This is a genomic window from Bacillus sp. URHA0034 (assembly GCF_056280405.1).
The window spans coordinates 4,624,170-4,642,310 of the sequence record NZ_JBWCDK010000002.1; the positions used below are offsets into that span (position 1 = coordinate 4,624,170).

The following is an 18,141-nucleotide window of genomic DNA, read 5'->3' on the forward strand; positions in this document are numbered from 1 at the left end:
GGTGAATATTGAACAATTAATGGAAGAAGCAAAGAAGGCAAGAGATAAAGCCTATGTTCCATACTCCAAGTTTGGAGTGGGGGCAGCGCTGTTAACAACTGATGGAAAAGTATATCATGGCTGCAATATTGAAAATGCCGCTTATAGTATGTGTAATTGTGCAGAGCGCACAGCTCTTTTTAAGGCTTATTCAGAGGGTGATCGAGATTACCAAATGATGGCCGTTGTTGCTGATACTGATCGCCCTTGTTCCCCATGTGGTGCATGCAGGCAGGTAATATCTGAGCTATGTCCAAGTGACATGAAAGTAATTTTAACCAACCTTAAAGGTGATGTAAAAGAATTGACAGTAGCGGAGTTACTCCCTGGTGCCTTTTCTCCGGAGGATTTACATGCAAAATAAAGAGAATGAAAACGGATACAAATCAGGGTTTATTTCAATCATTGGACGACCAAATGTAGGGAAATCAACCTTTCTTAATCGGGTAATTGGCCAAAAAATCGCGATAATGAGTGATAAGCCGCAAACAACAAGAAACAAAATTCAAGGGGTGTTATCCCTTTCTGATGCCCAAATGATTTTTATAGATACACCAGGTATCCATAAACCAAAACACAAATTAGGCGACTTTATGATGAAGGTAGCACAAAATACGCTCAAAGAAGTTGATTTAATTCTATTTATGGTAAATGCCGAAGAAGGATTTGGACGCGGGGAAGAATTTATTTTAGAAAAGTTCCAAACCGTAAATACTCCTATCTTTCTCGTAATTAATAAAATTGACCAAATCCATCCTGACGAATTGCTGCTGATTATTGATTCCTATAAAGAAAAATATAATTTTAAAGAGGTTGTTCCAATCTCAGCTTTAGAAGGAAACAATGTTGAACGTTTATTGGAACAAATTAAAGGATATCTACCTGAAGGGCCGCAATATTATCCAGCTGACCAAGTTACCGATCATCCTGAAAGGTTCATTATTACCGAGTTAATCAGGGAAAAAGCGCTTCATTTAACGAGGGAGGAAATTCCCCACTCTTTAGCGGTTGTGCTGGATAAAATGGAACGGCAGCCAAATAAGGATATTATTCATGTCATGGCTACGGTTATTGTAGAAAGAGATTCACAAAAGGGTATTATTATTGGGAAACAAGGGAGCATGCTTAAAGAAATTGGTAAACGTGCCCGAGTTGATATTGAGAATCTCCTTGGCTCGAAAGTATTTTTGGAGCTTTGGGTTAAGGTACAAAAAGATTGGCGTAATAAAATGTCCCAACTCCGTGATTATGGCTTCAATGAAGATGAATATTAACTAAACCCTAATTAAAATATTAACTCTTAAACAAGATTATGCATGGACAACATTAACAATTATTTCGTCTTATATTTTGGCAAAGGCAGGCTATGATAATTATAAGGTTTGGGATTTAACATTAGGCTAGTCTAAATAATGAAAGGTGGGGTTTTCGATGATGGATTTTACGTGGAAAGTATTCCTCCAAACAGGTAATATTGACACATATCTTCTCTTCAAAGAACTTGAGAAGGAAAACCAAGAAATACCCGGAAATCAGAATGAAGATCTAGCACAAATTGATTTTCCCGTTTCATAAGTTTGTTTTCGCACGTAGGATAGAAGGTGACAAAAAATGCTTCAGAAATATGAGGGCATTGTCATTAGAACCACAGATTATGGTGAAACAAATAAAATAGTAACGCTATATACTAGGGAGGGTGGTAAGATTGGCGTAATGGCACGAGGAGCCAAAAAGCCAAATAGCCGCCTTTCCTCTATTTCCCAGCTTTTTACACATGGATATTTTCTCCTGCAAACTGGTTCGGGCTTAGGGAGCTTGCAGCAGGGAGAAATCATCACTTCCTTGCGCTCAATTGGAGAGGATATTTTTTTAACAGCCTATGCCAGTTACATTGTTGAATTAACAGATCGATGTACTGAAGATAAAAAACCAAACCCGTTTCATTTTGAATTGCTTTATCAGACACTTAATTATCTGAATGAAGGCTCTGATCCTGATATTCTTATGAATATTTACGAGATGAAGATGTTAAATGTAATGGGACTCTACCCGGTTTTAGATAAATGTTCTGTCTGTGGCAGTACAGATGGTCATTTTTCATTTTCTATTCGGGAAGGCGGTTTTATCTGTCATCGCTGTAAGGAAAAAGATCCTTACCATTTTCCATTATTACCAGCAACTGTTAAATTATTACGGCTATTTTATTATTTTGATCTTTCCCGCTTAGGAAATATATCAGTCAAAGATGAAACCAAGGCTGAATTGAAAAAAATTATTACAGCCTATTATGATGAATATTCAGGTCTCCACCTGAAATCTAAAAAGTTTCTTAATTCGATGGATCATTTTCGCAATCTGTTATAAATGCCTTGTTGACAATGTTAGAAGTTTTCGTTACTATTTCTTTAATAAAATAATTGCTTTGACGGAAAGTAGTAATTAGCCAACTCTATAAAAGCGAACCTAGGGCGGTGTGAGCTAGGGTATAGGGCACTAATGAAGGCGTTCCTGAGCAATCGTGTTGAGAAACACAATTTAAGGAGGCTGCATTTAAAGCAGCAAATAGGGTGGAACCGCGGGTAACTCTCGTCCCTATGCTTGTCAAAAGCATAGGGACGGGAGTTTTTTTATGTCTCCCACTCTCCATTTATAAAAAGGAGCGAAAAAACAATGAATGTAACAATGGAACAAATCGTTTCACATGCGAAGCACAGAGGGTTTATCTTTCCTGGCTCAGAGATTTATGGTGGTTTAGCTAACACTTGGGATTACGGTCCATTGGGTGTTGAATTTAAAAATAATATTAAACAAGCTTGGTGGAAAAAATTTGTTCAAGAGTCTCCCTATAATGTAGGCTTAGATGCAAGTATTTTAATGAACCCAAGAACTTGGGAAGCTTCAGGTCATATTGGTAATTTTAATGATCCTATGATTGACTGTAAAAACTGTAAGGCCCGTCATCGTGCTGATAAGTTAATTGAAAATGCTCTTGAGGAAAAAGGAATGGAAATGGTTGTAGACGGGCTTCCATTCGAAAAGATGGAAGAATTAATAAAAGAACATAACATTGCTTGTCCTGACTGTGGCAGCCATGATTTTACCGGTATTCGCCAGTTCAATTTAATGTTTAAAACGTTCCAGGGTGTAACGGAAACAAGTACAAATGAAATTTTTCTTCGTCCAGAAACAGCTCAAGGTATTTTTGTGAACTTTAAAAATGTCCAGCGGACAATGCGAAAGAAATTGCCGTTTGGTATTGCGCAAATCGGTAAAAGCTTCCGGAATGAAATTACCCCTGGTAACTTTACATTCCGTACAAGAGAATTTGAACAAATGGAGCTTGAATTTTTCTGCAAACCAGGTGAGGAGCTAAACTGGTTTAATTATTGGAAGCAATTTGCTGAAAGCTGGTTATTATCTCTAGGTCTTACAAAGGAAAATATCAGACTTCGTGATCATTCTGAAGATGAGCTTTCCCATTATAGTAATGCGACAACCGATTTTGAATTTAAGTTTCCGTTTGGCTGGGGCGAATTGTGGGGCGTGGCTTCCAGAACAGATTATGATTTAAAACAGCACATGGAATTTTCTGGCGAAGATTTTCACTATTTGGATCCGGAAACAAATGAAAAGTATGTACCCTATTGTATTGAACCATCACTTGGTGCTGACAGGGTTACCCTAGCTTTCTTAATTGATGCCTATGATGAAGAACAGCTTGAAGACGGCACTTCCAGAACGGTGATGCATTTCCACCCTGCATTAGCACCATATAAAGCTGCAGTACTGCCGTTATCGAAAAAACTGTCTGAAGAGGCAAGAGAGGTATTTGCTGATTTATCAAAACACTTTACAGTTGATTATGATGAAGCAGGATCGATCGGTAAACGTTATCGCCGCCATGACGAAATAGGAACACCATTCTGCATCACTTATGATTTTGACTCAAAAGAAGACAACATGGTTACAGTGCGCGACCGGGATACAATGGAACAAACCCGTCTCCCTATCTCGGAATTAGTAAGCTTTTTACAAGAAAAGATGGTATTTTAGGGGAAAAGGTGCGGACACATCCGCACCTTTTATCTATAACCATTATTATTTAAAATAGCGACTAAGTAGTATATAATATTTCTAAATCGTATCGAATAGGATTGTATTTTTTTAGGTGGTGAGGACAATCGAACTGACTAAGCGCCAGGAGCATATATTACAAATTGTAAAAGAAAATGGCCCAATCACAGGTGAACAAATTGCGGACCAATTGAGTTTAACTCGTGCTACCTTACGGCCAGACTTGGCAATCCTAACAATGGCAGGTTTTTTAGATGCAAGGCCGAGGGTTGGCTATTTTTATACAGGCAAGTCTGGAGCACAGCTCTTGACTGAAAACCTGCAGAAAATTTATGTCTCGGATTATCAATCTATCCCAGTGGTCGTAAGTGAAAGTGTTTCGGTTTATGATGCGATCTGTACAATGTTCCTTGAAGATGTGGGTACTTTATTTGTAGTCGATCAATTCTCGAATCTGGTCGGGGTATTATCAAGGAAGGACTTATTGAGGGCCAGTATTGGCAAACAAGAGCTTACAAGTATTCCTGTTAATATCATCATGACCAGAATGCCAAACATAACCACATGCGAGCGGGAAGATTTATTAATTGATGTGGCTAAGAAGTTAATTGAAAAACAAATCGATGCCTTACCTGTCGTTAAAAAATCTGATAAAGGCTATGAGGTTATTGGCAGAGTCACAAAAACAAACATTACGAAAGCCTTTTTAGCATTAGGTGATGAGGAAAGATAAAAAGGAAATGGAGCTGATGAGGGAGAATGAGTACGCCGATCATTTATGTGGTCTCTGATTCGGTTGGGGAGACAGCTGAATTAGTTACGAAAGCAGCAATTAGCCAGTTCAATGGGTCTGGTATGACATTAAAGAGATTTCCTTATGTGGAGGATAAAGAACATATCGAAGAAGTTTTATCGCTGGTTTCCCATGATAAGGGGATGATTGCTTATACCCTGGTTAAACCTGATATGCGTACATATTTGAAGGAGAGAGCCGATGAGGACGGTATCCAAGCAGTAGATTTAATTGGGCCTATCATTGATCAAATTCAAATTTTCAGCGGGAAAACGCCCCTTTGTGAGCCTGGCTTGGTAAGGAAACTGGATGAGGATTATTTTAAAAAGGTAGAAGCGATTGAATTTGCAGTAAAATATGATGATGGACGAGACCCAAGAGGGCTCTTAAAGGCGGATATCGTTTTAATAGGGGTATCTAGGACTTCCAAAACACCATTATCACAGTATTTGGCACATAAACGGTTAAAGGTGGCCAATGTGCCGCTGGTTCCGGAAGTAGATCCGCCAGTAGAACTATATAAGGTTCCGATTGAAAAATGCTTTGGCCTGAAAATCAGTCCGGAAAAGTTAAATAATATCAGAAGAGAACGGTTGCTTTCTTTAGGATTAAACGATCAAGCCAGCTATGCTAATATTGAACGAATTAAAGAGGAATTAACCTTCTTTGAGGAGATAGTCAAGAAAATTAAGTGCCCAGTGATCGATGTGACCAATAAAGCAGTTGAAGAAACAGCAAATGTTATCTTAAATTATATTCAAAAGGGAAGATTTTAACGCATAATCAATTGATTATGTGTTTTTTTAACAAAAAAAACGAAAAAAAGTTATGGTAAAATGATAACGAATATACTATAATAAAAAATTGTGATAAAAATATATCTTTTTAGGTTTAGAGTTGCATTGGAACGAATAAACTATTTATTGTTAGATGTCAAGGCAGCCCACCTAAAAAAATTCGACATAAATCCTTTTTATAAAAGTTATTTCTTTAAGAAGGAATATGCGGAGTGATGTAGAATTTATACTTATGGAAAAGGCAAATCGGCTATTTTGTCGATTCAGACTCTTGCCCGGTTAAAGAGGAAATTGTCGAAATCACAGCATATTTTCCGTTGACATTTGTTTTGTTGCTACCTGCGATCATCATGTGAAAGAAAAAACATTACATATGTGCAATCTGGAATTACATTGACTCAGGTATGGAAAAACAGACCGGTACCTAGTAAACAATCCGGGTAAGGGAGATATTGTTGTCACGGAGGAGAGCACAGAAAAGGACCAAGACCTTATTAATCTGAGGATCGAGCAAGATTTGTGATGGAATTAACAAAAAAAATGTCGAAATTTGCAGGAATTTAACTAATGCCTGCCGAATACCTGTAGTACAAATGGAGTTGTTTTCATGGCGGAACTTATTGCCGAAGAAAAGATTGACCAAATTCGTCAGGCTGTTGACATAGTCGAGGTAATCAGCGATTATGTTCAACTGAAAAAACAGGGGCGAAATTACTTCGGATTATGTCCATTCCATGGAGAGAGCACCCCATCATTTTCAGTATCACCTGACAAACAAATCTTTCATTGTTTTGGTTGTGGAGCGGGAGGAAATGTATTTTCTTTTTTAATGGAACTCGAAGGAATATCATTCCAAGAGGCGGCCATTAAACTAGCGGCGAAGGTTAATGTTGAAATAGGTATTAACTTGCCGCAAGCATTGGGTGGCAAAAAACTTTCTAAAGAGCTTCAAGCGATGATCGATGCTCATGAGCTGTTAAGGAAATTTTACCACCATCTCTTGGTAAATACAAAAGAGGGTCAACATGCCCTGGAGTATTTACTAAACAGAGGTTTTACCCAGGAATCGATTGATAAGTTTCAAATCGGGTATTCATTAAATTCATGGGACTTCGTATATAAATTCCTGACTAAAAGGGATTTTTCACCTGAATGGATGGAGAAAGCTGGTTTAATTATCAAACGAGAGCGGGATGGAACGTTCTTCGATCGTTTCAGGGACCGGATTATGTTTCCTATATTTGACCGTCATGGTAATACGATTGCTTTTTCTGGGAGATCACTTGGGGCTGATGAGCCTAAATATTTAAATAGTCCCGAAACAGCAATCTTTAATAAAAGTAAAATTTTATATAATTATCACTTGGCAAAACCAAGTATAAAAAAATCGCAATATGCTGTTTTATTTGAGGGATTTGCTGATGTCATTGCTGCAGACCGGGCTGGTGTGGAGAATGGGATTGCCACAATGGGAACAGCATTAACAGAAGAACATATCACTCTGTTAAGACAAAATGTTCAAACGATAACGATTTGCTATGATTCCGATAAAGCTGGTATCGAGGCTGCATATCGGGCAGGGAATCATCTTCAAGAAGCTGGCTTCCAATTAAAGGTCGCTATGATGGCAGATGGTCTGGATCCTGATGAATATATTCAAAAGAATGGTACCGATAAGTTCCGTAATGAAGTAATTGGCGCAAGTTTAACCTGGATGGCCTTTAAATTTCTTTACTTTCGCCGTGGAAAAAATCTTCAACATGAAGGAGATCAGCTCGCATACATCGAACAGATAATTAAAGAGATCAGTAAACTCGATAAGGCTGTTGAAAGGGATCATTACTTAAGACAGCTGGCAGCTGAATTTTCTCTCTCGTTAGAGGCATTAAAGCAGCAACAACAGCAAATTTATTTTGCTGAAAAGAGAAAATCAAATGGCTTGAAAGAACCAGCTCATAAGCCTTTGATCGTGATCAAACCTGCAGAAGAACTAAAACCAGCATATTTTACAGCCGAGAGGCGTTTAATTGCCCATATGCTAAAGGATAAAAATGTGGCATATAAAGTTCAGGAATTACTTGCAGGACAGACGTTTAATACGGATGAACATCAGGCAATAATAACCTATCTGTTAGGATTTTTTGAAGATCACACAGAACCTGACACCAGCTCATTTTTAACCTATATTCAAGATGACAAACTTAGAAGGATGGTTGCAGACATTGAAATGATGTCCATAAATGATGAGCTGACAAATCAAGAATTAACTGATTATATCAAACAGGTGTTGAATTATCAAAAATTGTTAAAGATAAAAGAAAAAGAAGTGGATTTAAAAGAAGCTGAACGAGAAAAGGACTTTATTAAGGCCGCAGCGATTGCCACTGAAATTAAGAACTTGCGTAAATTGTTATAAATTCTAATTTATTGTTTTGATTTTGGAAGGAGGGGGACATATGGCTGCTGAAAAATCAGCCCGTTCAAAAGAGGTTGAAAATGAATTAACCCTTGAACAAGTAAAAGACCAGTTAACTGAACTGGGTAAAAAAATCGGTGTCCTTGCCTATGATGATATTGCTGAGAAAATGGCGAACTTTGATGTAGATTCCGAACATATGGATGAATTTTACGAGTCCTTAACTGAGCAAGGAATTGAATTAGTAGGCGAAAGTGATGGAGAAGATCCAGACGTTAAAAAATTGGCAAAAGAAGATGATGAAGAATTCGATTTAAATGATCTAAGTGTACCTCCAGGAGTTAAGATTAATGACCCTGTCCGCATGTATTTGAAAGAGATTGGCCGTGTTGACTTACTTTCCGGGGAAGAAGAAATTAAGCTTGCTAACCGGATCGAAGAAGGGGACGAAGAGGCTAAGCGTCGTCTTGCCGAAGCCAATTTACGGCTTGTTGTAAGTATTGCAAAGCGTTATGTTGGCCGGGGCATGTTATTTCTTGACTTAATTCAGGAAGGGAATATGGGCCTCATTAAAGCTGTTGAAAAATTTGATTATCGAAAAGGCTTTAAATTTAGCACCTATGCTACCTGGTGGATTCGTCAAGCCATCACCCGTGCCATTGCTGACCAAGCAAGAACGATACGGATTCCCGTCCATATGGTTGAAACCATTAATAAGCTTATTCGCGTTCAACGTCAGCTCCTGCAGGATCTTGGTCGTGAACCGACACCGGAAGAAATCGGTGAAGATATGGATTTAACCCCTGATAAGGTTCGAGAAATCCTAAAAATTGCGCAAGAACCTGTTTCACTCGAAACTCCAATTGGTGAAGAGGATGATTCACACTTAGGTGATTTTATTGAAGACCAGGACGCAACGTCACCTTCAGAGCATGCTGCCTATGAATTATTAAAAGAGCAATTAGAAGATGTTCTTGATACGTTAACTGATCGAGAAGAGAATGTTCTCAGACTGCGTTTTGGATTGGACGATGGCCGGACCCGAACCCTTGAAGAAGTTGGTAAGGTATTCGGAGTCACTCGTGAACGTATTCGTCAAATTGAAGCAAAGGCACTGCGGAAGTTACGTCATCCAAGCCGCAGTAAACGATTAAAAGATTTCTTAGAATAACTCAATATTTGCTGATTATAGTTTACTTCTTAACAGAGGTAGACTATTTTTTTGTCCAAAATATAAAAGCGGTTAACTAATGTAAGCACTTTCTGTATTGTTATTTTACTGAATTGTCTCTCATTTTGCAAATAGGCTTTTCAAATTCTCCTGGACTTTATATGGTGTTTTACTTTTTTACAAAAGAAAAAATCTTTTTTTTAGCATTGTAAACAGCGGCTAAGCGGTAATCCTATTCATTCCATCCCCGGGTAGACAAAATCGCATTTGTATATTTCAATAATATAATATATTTTAAAATTTTAAAATGTTATGAATTAATTAGAATTCCTTATATAATAAGAAAGAAAGCGTATACAATGTTGTTTTAGGGGGTATGGAAATGAATTTTGACTTAACATCTGAACAACAAATGATTAAACATATGATTAAACAATTTGTAGATGAAGAAGTGGCACCAGGGGCTACTGAGCGTGATCGAACAAAGCAGTTCCCAGTAGAGATATTTAAAAAGCTGAGTAATCTCGGGATGATGGGGCTTCCTTTTCCAGAAAAATATGGTGGCGGTGGAGCAGATACCATCAGTTTTGCTTTGGTAGTCGAAGAGTTAAGCAGGGGATGCGGCTCGACTGGGATAACATACTCTGCACATATTTCTTTAGGCGGCGCACCAATCAATTTGTTTGGAACCGAGGAGCAAAAGCGTAAATATCTAACTCCGATTTGCAGAGGAGAATCATTGGGGGCATTTGGTCTAACGGAACCAAATGCCGGCTCTGATGCAGGAGGTACAAGAACTTCTGCCAAAGAGGAAAATGGTGAATTTATTATAAATGGAAATAAGTGTTTTATTACAAATGCAAGTTATGCACGTCATTTAGCTTTAACTGCAGTCACTGGCGGCAAGGATGGTCAAAAGGAGATTAGTGCCATCCTTGTCCCTACTGATGCAGCGGGTTTTACCATCATTGATAATTATGAAAAGATGGGCTTGAACGCCTCCAATACAACGGAGCTCGTATTAGATAATGTAAAGGTACCTGTTGATAATCTTCTGGGGAAGCGTGGAGAGGGCTTTAGACAGTTTTTAATCACATTGGATGGTGGACGTATCGGGATTGGAGCAATGGCTGTAGGGATTGCTCAAGGTGCTTATGAGAGGGCGCTGGCCTATGCGAAAGAAAGAAAACAATTTGGCAAGTCCATTTCTTCCTTTCAGGCTATCCAATTTAAGCTAGCCGACATGGCAATGAAAATTGAGTTAGCACGAAATATGGTCTATAAAGCTGCCTGGTTAAAGGACCAAGGGAGGCCATTTTCCAAGGAAGCAGCGATGTGTAAGTTATATGCATCCGAAATATGTATGGAAGTAACAGACCAGGCTGTTCAAATTCATGGTGGTTATGGTTATATGAAGGAGTATCAGGTAGAAAGAATGATGCGCGACGCAAAGCTCCTAGAGATTGGAGAGGGCACTTCGGAAGTACAAAGAATCGTCATATCCCGCCTCATCGGCTGCTAATAAATGAATGGTTAAGTGGGGAGACTGTAGAAATAATTAGTTAATTTCTTCAGTCTCTTTTTCTATATTATAAAGATTATAGTGATAAAATAAGTTTAGGGCTTTTCCTTCTGTTATTTTTCAAGTAAAATAGTAGTTGTTTGTAGACTATTTATTTTTAAGATGCGTTCGTACATAAGGGAGGTAAGATCATGAAACGGAATCCGGTTATTCCTTACATTCTTGTCATGGTTTTTGGGATCGTATTAGTGTTTATTCTTTCCTTCAAAGGCCTGGGAGACATGAAAGAAGTCGCCAAAGAGAATGGAAAAGGAAGCGGCAGCGAGACAACAGAGGTTGCAGCAACAAAGCCAGAAGATATTTATAAGCAAACCTGTATCGGCTGTCACGGGGATCAGTATCAAGGGGTAGTAGGGCCAACCTTAAAAGGTGTCGGCAGCAAGTATTCTAAAGCAGAGATTGTTCACATCATTACAAAAGGTAAAGGCAACATGCCATCTGGACTTGTTCCTCAAGAACAAGCTGAAGCAATGGCAGAATGGGTAAGTAAAATCAAATAATAAAAAAAGTCCTTTGCTTTAGTAAAGGACTTTTTTATATACTTAATGAAAAGCGGAAGCGTCTTGACTTGGGCGACAGGCATAAGACGAGCTGGCGAGAAGATTGTTTATTAACCTTCTTAACAGATTGGCTTAGACCTAAGAGCCCCTAGGCGCTGTAGCTGGACAACTCTCAAAGTTAAATGTTTATTCCTATAATATTGTAAAAGTGGTGGAATTTTGAATACAGATAAATTATCAATTCGATTAACGACAGTTGCGAAATATGTTCCAGAAGGTGCTCGAATGGCGGATATTGGCTCCGATCATGCGTATTTGCCATGTTACCTGGCGAAAAAATTAAAAATTGCGTATGCAATTGCAGGTGAAGTAGCCCAAGGGCCATTTCAATCCGCTGAGAAAAATGTATTAGCTGAAGGGCTTGCTGACAAAATTACTGTCCGAATGGGTGATGGACTAGAGGTTATTCAACCTGAAGAGGTAGATTGTATTACTATTGCCGGAATGGGAGGTGCTCTGATCTCAAGTATCTTGGAAAATGGAAAAGACAAGCTGGGGTCAGTTAATCGGCTTATATTACAACCAAATATTAGTGCGGTTTCGATTCGAACCTGGCTTTTGGAAAATAACTGGGAGTTAATTGCAGAAGAAATTCTTGAGGAAGATGGGAAGATTTACGAAATTTTAGTTGCTGAACAGGGCGACCCAGTTAAACCATATCATGAAAATAAAGAAAAGGGACTTTTGCTGGGGCCATTCCTTCAGCGAGAAAAGAACGAAATCTTTAAAAAGAAGTGGACAGCGGAAATGAAAAATTGGCAGCGGATTTTCGAAGCACTGGAAGGGGCTTCGGAAACGGCCGAAACGATTGAAAAAAGGAATGAGCTCATTGAAAAGATAAAACTTGTTGAGGAGGTCCTAAGTAATGAAGAATCCGAACGGTCATGAAATCATCCAGCTTTTTGAGCAATTTTCACCAAAAGGGTTGGCGATGGAGGGCGATAAAATAGGTTTACAAATTGGACGGTTAAATAAAAGAGTTGAAAGAGTAATGATTGCTCTTGATGTTCTCGAACATGTAATTGATGAGGCGATCGAAAAAGATGTTCAGCTTATTATTGCCCATCATCCGATCATCTATCGGCCGCTTAAAAACTTGTTAACAGATACCACTCAGGGGAAAATGGTTGAAAAGTTATTAAAACATGATATAGCTGTTTATGCAGCCCATACAAACTTGGATGTAGCCAAAGGCGGGGTAAATGATTTATTGGCAGAAGCTTTGGGGCTTGAGGAGACGGAGGTTCTGGTTCCAACCTATGATACGAAGCTTAAGAAAATAGTGGTCTTTGTCCCTGCTAGCCATGCAGAGGAAATTAGACAAGTATTAGGAAATTCAGGGGCTGGTTTTATTGGAAACTACAGTCATTGTACTTTTTCGGCAGACGGAACAGGGAGATTTTTACCCGGTGAGCATACAGATCCGTATGTGGGCAAGCAAGGGCAGTTAGAGGAAGTAGATGAAGTAAGAATAGAAACCATTGTGCCTGAGCCACTTTTAAAGAAAACGATCACCGCCATGATTAAAGCACATCCATATGAAGAGGTTGCCTATGATGTGTACCCGGTTGAGAATAAAGGGGAGACACTCGGTCTCGGCAGAATCGGAAAAGTGAAAGAAACGACATTAGCGGAATTTACTGAAAAGGTAAAGAAAGCATTAAGTGTCTCCACTGTCAGGGTTGTTGGTGATTTAACCTCTAAGGTTAAAAAGGTTGCTGTATTAGGCGGCGATGGTAATAAATATTTTATGAGTGCGAAATTTAAAGGCGCAGATGTATATGTTACGGGGGATATCTATTACCATACGGCCCATGATGCGATGATGCAGGGCTTAAATATGATTGACCCGGGACATAATGTCGAAAAAGTGATGAAAAAAGGGCTGACAAATGTACTCCAAAAGTTGTGCCAAGAGTCTGGCTACAATGTTGACATTTTCCCATCTGAAGAAAATACAGATCCCTTTCAGTTTGTATAAACTACATAGAAAAGAACCGGTCTAATAGGACACGGTTCTTTTTGTTAAAGCGGGGCAAGTCCCTAGAGTAGTTTCTTATGACTTGTCAGCACTTTTGACTTTAGGCAATATTTTATTTAATTGAACTTGTTTACGACGTTCCCAAGTGAATTCATTTGTTGGATCAAATTGCTCAATAAATGTGATTACTTCTTTTGTAATAGGGGTGGGTGTAGAAGCACCCGATGTTACGGCAACAGTCTTGGCATCTTTTAACCAATCAATTTCTAATTCAGTTATATCTGCAATGCGATATGCTCTTGTTCCAGCAATTTCCTCGGATACTTGTGCAAGACGATTAGAGTTATTACTCTTTGGGTCGCCAACAACAATGGTTACATCTGCTTTTGTCGCTTGTTCGGCAACGGCTTCCTGACGGATTTGTGTTGCATGGCATATTTCATTATAGACCTCTACATGCGGATATTTTTCCTTTACTTTTTTCATCGTATCCGCAACATCCCATTGACTCATTGTAGTTTGGTTCGTAACAATAAGCTTGTCACTTTGAACAGTTAATGCTTCAACGTCATTAGGCGTTTCCACTAAATGAACCATATCCGGTGCAACACCAACCGCTCCTTCAGGCTCTGGGTGCCCCTTCTTACCAATATATATAACTTGATATCCTTGTTTTGTTTTTTCTTCTATCAAATCATGTGTTCTAGTTACATCAGGACAGGTGGCATCAATCGCTACAAGGCCTTTCTTCTTCGCTAGCTCACGTACTTCCGGAGAAATGCCGTGGGCGGTGAAAATAACAGTCCCTGATTCAACTTTATTTAGAATATCGATACGATTGTCACCGTCAAGAGTGATAATGCCTTCTTCTGCAAAGGCATCTGTAACATGTTTGTTATGAACAATCATCCCTAGGATGTAGATTGGACGTGGCAATGATTTATCTAAAGCAGCATTTCTTGCAATAACCATGGCATCAACGACACCATAACAGTAACCGCGTGGTGATATTTTAATGATTTGCATATTATAAAGTCCTCCTAAATGAACTTTGCTTTACTTTTAGAACAGCGCTCGGTTAGATAAGCTTTTCTGTTAGTCTATTTATTTATTATATAAAACTAATAGATATAATACAAAGATACATTTTTCCTGAAGAAATTATTGGAAAAAATAAAAGAATGCTGGATTTCAGCATTCAGAAGTTTTAAATATACATTTTCGGGATTGAACTTCCCTTTTGGTGCTGATGAGAACGTGACTTTTGGCGTCCTTTTTGGGTGGCCGACTGGTTAGATTGTGCAGATTCCGAACTTTCGCTGCTAGAAGATTCTTCCCTGACCGATTCTGCTTTTGATTTCTTGCTGGATGATTCACTGTCCTTTGTAGCATTTTTAATGCCTCGATATAGCTTCCACATTGCAGGTATATTCTTTACCATTGGGCCATATTGTTGGATCATCGGTCCAATGGTTTGTGCTGTTTTTAGCACTTGCTGGGTATTATTTAAAATTCCTGTTAATCCCCCAGGATTGCTTAAGGATTGAAGTAAGCCGCCGCTGCCGCTGCTTCCTGCGGCCCTTCCCATTCCCATAAGTCCGCTTGGAGTACCTGCTTGTGTACCTCTTCCGAGAAGTTTCGAGAGCATACCGCCTCCGGCTCTGCCCATCTGACCGGATCCGGACCCCATTCTTGCTCCCATCATTGAGTTTCCTCCGCCAAAGGGTCCTGCTTGCGGCCTCATCATCGGACTTCTGCCGAATGAAGGCGTGCCTCCTGACCCCATCATCGGACCACCACCGCCGAACATTTGCTGCCCCATTCCGCCGTTAAAGGGCATTCTTGGTCTTGGCTGCATTCCAAAACCTCCTTTCTACCATGACTTCATACTCTAAAATATGCATAAATCCTAATTTGGTTTAGGTTTACACACAAGGAAATCACTAATTTCGTTTTAAAATTTGGCTTATTAGTAAAAGCTGTGAATAAAAAAATAAGTTAACTGGTTATTTAGGAGAAATTTTACTATAATAACATGATGGACATAGAGAAGGAAATTAAACTTGAGGAAATACTACTCCATAAGAAGAAAAAGAATAAGGAGCTATTTTATGAAAGCAAATCAATTTGAGCGTTTTAAGTTTCAGCCATTTATCATAGAAGCACTGAACCAATTTGGTTTTTTTGAGCCTACAGAAATTCAAGAACGGATGACTCCATTAGTGTTAAAAGGAGAAAGTGCGATTGGACAATCCCAAACTGGGACAGGTAAAACATTTGCTTATGTTTTGCCAATTCTCGAGGGAATAGATCCAAACCGCCAAGAAGTTCAAGCAGTCATTACCGCACCAACAAGAGAACTCGCGTCACAAATTTACCACCAGATTTTGAAGGTTACCGAACATTGCAGTCCTGATCACCAAATTATGACTAGATGTTATATCGGAGGAACCGATAAGCTGCGAACCATTGAAAAACTAAAGGTTCAGCCGCAAATCGTTGTTGGCACCCCTGGCAGAATTAAAGATCTCATGGTAGAACAAGCATTATTTATCCATACAGCTAAAATCCTTGTAGTTGACGAAGCTGACATGATGCTTGATATGGGATTCATTGAAGATGTCGATCAGGTTGCTGCCAAAATGCCTGATAAACTGCAAATGTTGGTTTTTTCAGCGACAATTCCGGAAAAATTAAAACCATTTTTAAAAAAATATATGGAAAATCCTAAAACCATTCAGATTGATTCAAAGAGAAAAGCAGCTGAGAATTTAGTGCATTATCTGTTACCATCAAGGCACCGCAATAAAAAGCAGCTTGTCCATGATGCACTGCTTGCCTACAATCCATATCTAGCAATAGTGTTCACCAATACGAAAAAGATGGCGGAAGAGGTTGCCTATTTCTTAAATGATAAAGGCTTAAAAGTCGGACGAGTCCATGGTGATTTAAACCCTCGTGAACGAAAAAAAATGATGAAACAAATACAGGACTTGGAGTATCAGTATATAGTTGCCACCGATCTTGCTTCAAGAGGGATTGATATTGAAGGGGTCAGCCATGTCATTAATTATGAACTTCCAACGGATTTGGATTTTTATATTCACCGGGTGGGAAGAACAGCACGGGCAGGTAATTCTGGAATTGCCCTCACGATTTATGAAAGCTCTGATGAGGACGCTTTGAACCGATTGGAAAAAATGGGCATCCAATTTAAACATGTTGATTTCAAAAATGAAGGAATTGAAGAGATTGACGAAAGAAATAAACGAAAAACCCGTGTGCGAAAAGAAGATGAGGCGGATCGAACCGCGAAATCAATTGTCAAAAAACCACAAAAGGTAAAACCAGGCTATAAAAAGAAAATGCAGTGGGAAATGGATAAAGTAAAAAAACGGCAGCGAAAGATAGAGAAGAGAAAGAAATAATCATCTAAAGGGAGAGAAATGGGATGTTGAAAATCGGTTCACATGTATCGATGAGTGGCAAAGATATGCTGCTTGCTGCCAGTGCGGAAGCAGTATCCTATGGTGCTAACACTTTTATGATTTATACGGGTGCACCGCAAAATACCCGAAGAAAGAAAATTGAAGATCTGAACATTGAAGCAGGAAGACGACATATGGAGATGAACGGGATCACAGAAATTATCGTGCATGCTCCCTATATCATAAACATTGGAAACACGACCAATCCCGATACGTTTGAATTAGGAGTAAGATTCCTCCGCAGTGAAATTGAAAGAACAGAGGCACTTGGAGCGAAACAAATTGTTCTTCATCCGGGTGCCCATGTCGGGGCGGGAACTGAGCTTGGTATTAAAAAAATCATTGAGGGCTTGAATGAAGTATTAACAGGTAAGGAACAGCTTCAAATTGCACTAGAAACAATGGCTGGAAAAGGTTCTGAATGCGGAAAATCCTTTGAGGAACTCGCAATGATTATGGACGGGGTCAATTTTAACGACAGACTGTCAGTTTGCTTTGATACTTGTCATACACATGATGCCGGCTATAATATTGTCGACGACTTTGATGGTGTTCTAAATGAATTTGATAAAATTATCGGCTTAGACAAACTAAAAGTCCTTCACATTAATGATAGTAAAAACACAGTTGGGATGAGAAAAGACCGCCATGAGAATATCGGATTTGGTCATATTGGATTTAAAGCCTTAAATTATGTCGTTCATCATCCTCAATTACAAGAAGTCCCTAAGATTTTAGAGACTCCTTTTGTTGGGGAAGATAAAAATAATAAAAAACCGCCTTATAAGTTTGAAATCAACATGTTCAGGGAGCAAGAGTTTAATGAAAACTTATTAGATGAAATCATGCAAGGATAAGGAAAAAGCTGTGCTTTGGCACAGCTTTTTTATTGTTTTGTGAATTGAATCAATAATTTATTAACTTCCCTTGCCGTTTCAGGGCCGGCTGATTTAGCGATTTGTTTTACCAATTGGGCACGCTGTGTAGTATCAAAAATATTAATATTTTTACCTCGTAAGTATTCAGCAATCTTTTTCGCTTGTTGTGGACTAACACTGATATTAAACTGATTTGCATACTTCATAAGCTCTTCTGGTGTGATTGTGTTAACTTTATGATTAATGATGCTTTCAAATATTTTCACCCTCATCACTCCTCCATGCTAATGTATGAAGAAGGGGATAGAGTGTGACAATGGATTATAGTGGGGATTGACCAGGATTCTCTGCCTTTACAATTG

Annotated in this window: 18 protein-coding genes and 1 other annotated feature; of the genes, 15 read left to right on the plus strand and 3 right to left on the minus strand. The window is 38.8% G+C overall.

Annotation, left to right across the window (positions count from 1 at the left end; translation table 11 throughout):
- Positions 1–19: 19 nt before the first annotated feature.
- The 13 genes from ACZ9EE_RS24220 to ACZ9EE_RS24280 all read left to right on the plus strand — a co-directional run bounded on the left by ACZ9EE_RS24220 (position 20) and on the right by ACZ9EE_RS24280 (position 13,413).
- Positions 20–403, plus strand: coding sequence for a cytidine deaminase (locus tag ACZ9EE_RS24220; RefSeq protein WP_476033069.1), 384 nt, complete (start codon positions 20–22; stop codon positions 401–403).
- Positions 393–1,313: a GTPase Era gene (era, locus tag ACZ9EE_RS24225; protein ID WP_476031193.1), complete on the plus strand. Its 921-nt coding sequence runs from the start codon at positions 393–395 to the stop codon at positions 1,311–1,313. Before ACZ9EE_RS24220 ends, era begins: the two co-directional genes overlap by 11 nt.
- 157 nt (positions 1,314–1,470) lie before the next feature.
- On the plus strand, positions 1,471–1,614 hold the full coding sequence (locus ACZ9EE_RS24230; RefSeq protein ID WP_098529956.1) for a YqzL family protein: 144 nt from the start codon (positions 1,471–1,473) through the stop codon (positions 1,612–1,614).
- Between the two features lie 36 nt (positions 1,615–1,650).
- Positions 1,651–2,403, plus strand: a complete 753-nt coding sequence (gene recO, locus ACZ9EE_RS24235) for a DNA repair protein RecO (protein ID WP_476031194.1) — start codon at positions 1,651–1,653, stop codon at positions 2,401–2,403.
- A gap of 49 nt (positions 2,404–2,452) precedes the next feature.
- Positions 2,453–2,636: a binding site (T-box leader), on the plus strand.
- Between the two features lie 73 nt (positions 2,637–2,709).
- Positions 2,710–4,092 (plus strand): glycine--tRNA ligase, encoded by a 1,383-nt coding sequence (locus ACZ9EE_RS24240; RefSeq protein WP_476031195.1) that lies wholly within the window; start codon positions 2,710–2,712, stop codon positions 4,090–4,092.
- A gap of 118 nt (positions 4,093–4,210) precedes the next feature.
- A complete protein-coding gene (gene ccpN, locus ACZ9EE_RS24245; RefSeq protein ID WP_476031196.1) occupies positions 4,211–4,846 on the plus strand; it encodes a transcriptional regulator CcpN in 636 nt (211 codons plus the stop codon).
- Between the two features lie 26 nt (positions 4,847–4,872).
- Positions 4,873–5,682: a pyruvate, water dikinase regulatory protein gene (locus tag ACZ9EE_RS24250; RefSeq protein ID WP_476031197.1), complete on the plus strand. Its 810-nt coding sequence runs from the start codon at positions 4,873–4,875 to the stop codon at positions 5,680–5,682.
- Between the two features lie 628 nt (positions 5,683–6,310).
- Complete coding sequence (gene dnaG / locus ACZ9EE_RS24255) at positions 6,311–8,119, plus strand: DNA primase (RefSeq protein ID WP_476031198.1); 1,809 nt, start codon at positions 6,311–6,313, stop codon at positions 8,117–8,119.
- A 40-nt stretch (positions 8,120–8,159) separates the two neighbouring features.
- Positions 8,160–9,290, plus strand: a complete 1,131-nt coding sequence (rpoD, locus tag ACZ9EE_RS24260) for an RNA polymerase sigma factor RpoD (protein ID WP_215043673.1) — start codon at positions 8,160–8,162, stop codon at positions 9,288–9,290.
- A 382-nt stretch (positions 9,291–9,672) separates the two neighbouring features.
- Complete coding sequence (locus ACZ9EE_RS24265; protein WP_476031199.1) at positions 9,673–10,812, plus strand: acyl-CoA dehydrogenase family protein; 1,140 nt, start codon at positions 9,673–9,675, stop codon at positions 10,810–10,812.
- Between the two features lie 191 nt (positions 10,813–11,003).
- The gene (gene cccA / locus ACZ9EE_RS24270) at positions 11,004–11,372 is read left to right on the plus strand and encodes a cytochrome c550 (protein WP_476031200.1); all 369 of its coding nucleotides are present in this window, start codon (positions 11,004–11,006) and stop codon (positions 11,370–11,372) included.
- Between the two features lie 219 nt (positions 11,373–11,591).
- Positions 11,592–12,320, plus strand: a complete 729-nt coding sequence (locus tag ACZ9EE_RS24275) for a tRNA (adenine(22)-N(1))-methyltransferase (RefSeq protein WP_476031201.1) — start codon at positions 11,592–11,594, stop codon at positions 12,318–12,320.
- Positions 12,298–13,413: a Nif3-like dinuclear metal center hexameric protein gene (locus tag ACZ9EE_RS24280; protein WP_476031202.1), complete on the plus strand. Its 1,116-nt coding sequence runs from the start codon at positions 12,298–12,300 to the stop codon at positions 13,411–13,413. The genes ACZ9EE_RS24275 and ACZ9EE_RS24280 overlap by 23 nt, the downstream gene beginning before the upstream one ends.
- Before the next feature lie 75 nt (positions 13,414–13,488).
- Here ACZ9EE_RS24280 and ACZ9EE_RS24285 read toward each other — a convergent pair whose 3' ends face one another.
- Positions 13,489–14,439 carry a 4-hydroxy-3-methylbut-2-enyl diphosphate reductase gene (locus ACZ9EE_RS24285; RefSeq protein WP_476031203.1) on the minus strand — a complete coding sequence of 317 codons (951 nt, stop codon included), beginning with the start codon at positions 14,437–14,439 and terminating at the stop codon, positions 13,489–13,491.
- Between the two features lie 181 nt (positions 14,440–14,620).
- A complete protein-coding gene (vrrA, locus tag ACZ9EE_RS24290) occupies positions 14,621–15,271 on the minus strand; it encodes a VrrA/YqfQ family protein (RefSeq protein WP_476031204.1) in 651 nt (216 codons plus the stop codon).
- Between the two features lie 253 nt (positions 15,272–15,524).
- On the opposite strand from vrrA, the gene ACZ9EE_RS24295 reads away from it, so the two are divergent.
- Entirely contained in the window at positions 15,525–16,841 is a 1,317-nt protein-coding gene (locus ACZ9EE_RS24295; RefSeq protein WP_476031205.1) for a DEAD/DEAH box helicase, read from the plus strand.
- A 23-nt stretch (positions 16,842–16,864) separates the two neighbouring features.
- Positions 16,865–17,758 (plus strand): deoxyribonuclease IV, encoded by an 894-nt coding sequence (locus ACZ9EE_RS24300; RefSeq protein ID WP_476031206.1) that lies wholly within the window; start codon positions 16,865–16,867, stop codon positions 17,756–17,758.
- 29 nt (positions 17,759–17,787) lie between these two features.
- Here the strand turns inward: ACZ9EE_RS24300 and ACZ9EE_RS24305 are convergent, their stop codons facing one another.
- Positions 17,788–18,045, minus strand: coding sequence for a DUF2624 domain-containing protein (locus ACZ9EE_RS24305; protein ID WP_476031207.1), 258 nt, complete (start codon positions 18,043–18,045; stop codon positions 17,788–17,790).
- Between the last annotated feature and the right edge of the window lie 96 nt (positions 18,046–18,141).